Here is a 3,397-nt window from a genome sequence, read left to right on the forward strand (position 1 = left end):
CACCGAGACGCTGCCCCCGCCGGCCGAACCCCGGTCGGCGCCCGCGCCGGCGCAGCCACCGCCCGGTCGGCAGGTCGCCGTCGGCGCGGCACCGGAAGGCATCGTCGTCGACGCTGTCACGCGGACTGTCGCCGTCGCCAAACGTGACCCCAACGAGCTCGTGCTGATCAACGCCGACACCGGCGAGATCACCGCACGCACGCCGCTGCCCGGGCATGCGCGTCACTTGCAGCTGGCGCGGCCGGGCGGGCCGGTGCTGGTGCCTGTCGAGAGCGCCGACGCCCTGGTCCGGGTCTCGCTTCCCGGCGGGGAGGCCCGTCAGGAGATCATCACCGGCACCTTCCCCCACGACGCGTCGCAGGCACCGAACGGCACGGTGTTCGTGGCCAACGAACTCGGCGGCACCGTCACCGCGCTGAGGGGCACCGACGAGCTCGAGGTCGTCAAGGTGTTCACCGACAGCGTGCAGCCGGCCGGCCTCGCGCCGGTCGGCGACCGAATGGGTCTGCTGGACGTCCGCAAGAACGACCTGACCATCTACGACGCCGCCGACCTGACGATCGTCGGATCCACCCCGGCCGGCGCCGGGCCGACCCACCTCGTCGCCGACAGGCACGGGCGGATGATCGCCGCCGACACCCGCGGGGACGCGGTGCGGGTGTTCAGCACCGAACCCCGCCAGCTTGCCGAGGTCGCCCAGCCCGGCGGCCCCTACGGCATCACCTACGACCCGACCCGCGACCGGCTCTGGGTGTCGTCCTCGGGCACCAACGAAGTGATCGGATACGACATGGCTGAGCCGACGCCGCGGGAGGTGTCCCGGGTGCCCACGGTGCAGAACCCCTACACCGTCGGCGTCGACGCACAGACCGGACGGTTGTTCATCGCCGGCGTCACCGACGGCGTGGTGCAGATCGTGGACCCGGACGTGCCCTGACAAGCCCGCGAGCGCGCGTCGCACACCAGATGCGGCGTGTCGGCGTACCGACGCGCGCGCTCGCGGAACAGGCCGGCGTCAGAGGATGTAGAGCATCTCCTGATAGGTCGGCAGCGGCCAGAGGTCGTCGGCCACCACGGTTTCCAGCGTGTCGGCCGCGGCGCGGACCGCGTCCATCGCCGGCAGCAGGGCGTTCTGGGCGTGGGTCGCCTCGTCGAGCGCCGACTCGCCCGCGTGCTCGGCCAGCGCGGATCTGAGCGCGCCCACCGCCGCGGTCAGCTCGGCGATCGGCGCGGACACGGCCTCGAGCATCGTGGTGTCGGCGTCCACCCCGGCCGCCTTCAGCGTGGCGACGTTCTGCGCCAGCTCGGTCTGGTAGCGCACGGCCGCCGGCAGGATCACCGTGGTTCCGAGCTCGAGGGCCAGCTTGGCCTCCACACCGATGGTCAGCGCGTACTGCTCGAGGCGAACCTCGTAGCGGCTGTGCAGCTCACGCTCGCTGAACACGCCGTACTTCTCGAAGATCTCGATCGCGTCGGGCTTGATCAGCTCGGGGATCGCATCCAGCGTCGTCTTCAAGTTGGGCAGGCCCCGCTCGGCGGCCTCGATCTGCCAGTTGTCCGAGTAGCCGTCGCCGTTGAACACCACCGCACCGTGCTCGGTGATGATCTCGGTGAGCAGCTTCTGCACCGCGACGTCGAACTCCTCACCCTCGCCGACGGCCTTCTCCAGCGCCGTGGCCATGTAGTCGAACGAGTCGGCCATGATCGTGTTGAGGATGATCATCGGCACCGCGACGGTCTGCCCGGAGCCCGGGGCACGGAACTCGAACCGGTTACCGGTGAACGCGAACGGGCTGGTGCGGTTGCGGTCACCGGGATCGGTGGGCAGCGTCGGCAGCGTGTCCACGCCGATGTGCATGACGCCCTTGCCCTTCGACGACGTGGCCGCACCCTTGGCGATCTGCTCGAACACGTCGGCCAGCTGCGCGCCCAGGAAGATCGAGATGATCGCCGGCGGGGCCTCGTTGGCACCCAGGCGATGGTCGTTGGTCGCCGAGGCAACCGAGACCCGCAGCAGACCCCCGAACTTGTGCACGGCGCGGATGATGGCCGCACAGAACACCAGGAACTGGGCGTTCTCGTGCGGGGTGTCGCCGGGTACCAGCAGTGAGCCGAATTCGGCATTGCCCATCGAGAAGTTGACGTGCTTGCCGGAGCCGTTGACGCCGGCGAACGGCTTCTCGTGGAAAAGGCATTCCATGCCGTGCTTCTTGGCGATGTTCTTGAACACCGTCATCAGCAGCTGCTGGTGGTCGGAGGCGATGTTGGCCTTCTCGAACATCGGGGCGACCTCGAACTGCGCAGGGGCGACCTCGTTGTGCCGGGTCTTGGCCGGGATGCCGAGCTTGAACAGCTCCCGCTCGGTGTCCATCATGAACGCTAGGACGCGGTCGGGCACCGCACCGAAGTAGTGGTCGTCGAACTCCTGGCCCTTGGGCGGCTTGGCGCCGAACAGCGTGCGACCGGCGTTGATCAGGTCCGGGCGCAGCAGGAAGAAGTGCCGGTCGACCAGGAAGTACTCCTGCTCGGGCCCGCAGAACGACACGACCTTCTCGAAGTTCTTGTGACCGAACAGCTTCAGGATGCGCTCGGCGTGCGTGCCCATGGCCTGCTGGCTGCGCAGCAGCGGAGTCTTGTAGTCCAGCGCCTCACCGGTCATCGAGACGAACACCGTCGGGATGCACAGCGTGTTGCCGTTCGGGTTCTCCAGGATGTAGGCCGGGCTGGTGACGTCCCATCCGGTGTAGCCGCGCGCTTCGAACGTGCTGCGCAGGCCACCCGACGGGAAGCTCGACGCATCCGGCTCGCCCTGGATCAGAGTCTTTCCGGCGAATTCGGCCAGCGTCTCACCGTCGGAGACGGGCTCCAGGAAGCTGTCGTGCTTCTCGGCGGTGAAGCCGGTCATCGGGTAGAAGACGTGGGCGTAGTGGGTGGCACCCCTCGACAACGCCCAGTCCTTCATCGCCGCGGCGACGGCGTCGGCCACGGCCGGGTCCAGTTTCGCGCCCTTCTCGATGGTCGCGACGACGGACTTGTACACCGACTTGGGCAGCCGCAGCTGCATCTCGGCCTTGGTGAACACGTTGGAGCCGAAGACCTCGCCGGGTGCTTCGTTCGGGTCGAAGCTGAAGGCCGGGGGTTCATACGCCTCGACGTTGTAGATGGCCTGAAGGCGCACCGCATTTCCGCTCACTGGACTTCCTTATCGCTGGCTCGGTCTGGGGCCGCCCCGACCCCTTCTCATGGACGGTTGACCGGCCCACCTTAGGAACGATGCGTGCCGATCTTGTTACGCCGGCGTCAACGCCAGAAGGCGCTGGTTACCAATGCCGCGCGCTCAGCGGTGAGCGCGCGCCGCGGTGCGGCTGCGGTGGCGTGTCGCCGTGCAGACGCGCGC

2 protein-coding genes are annotated in these 3,397 nt (G+C 68.5%); one reads left to right on the forward strand and one right to left on the reverse strand.

All coding sequences use genetic code 11. The annotated features are described in order from the left end of the window. Positions 1-937, forward strand: a 937-nt coding sequence (locus J3476_RS27495; protein ID WP_207069424.1) for a YncE family protein, incomplete at its 5' end; no start/stop codon positions are given. A gap of 78 nt (positions 938-1,015) precedes the next feature. Here J3476_RS27495 and J3476_RS27500 read toward each other — a convergent pair. Beyond that, a complete protein-coding gene (locus tag J3476_RS27500; protein WP_207069425.1) occupies positions 1,016-3,193 on the reverse strand; it encodes a glutamine synthetase III in 2,178 nt (725 codons plus the stop codon). Positions 3,194-3,397: the final 204 nt, after the last annotated feature.

It is taken from the genome of Mycobacterium sp. PO1 (assembly GCF_017312405.1).
GTDB lineage: Bacteria > Actinomycetota > Actinomycetes > Mycobacteriales > Mycobacteriaceae > Mycobacterium.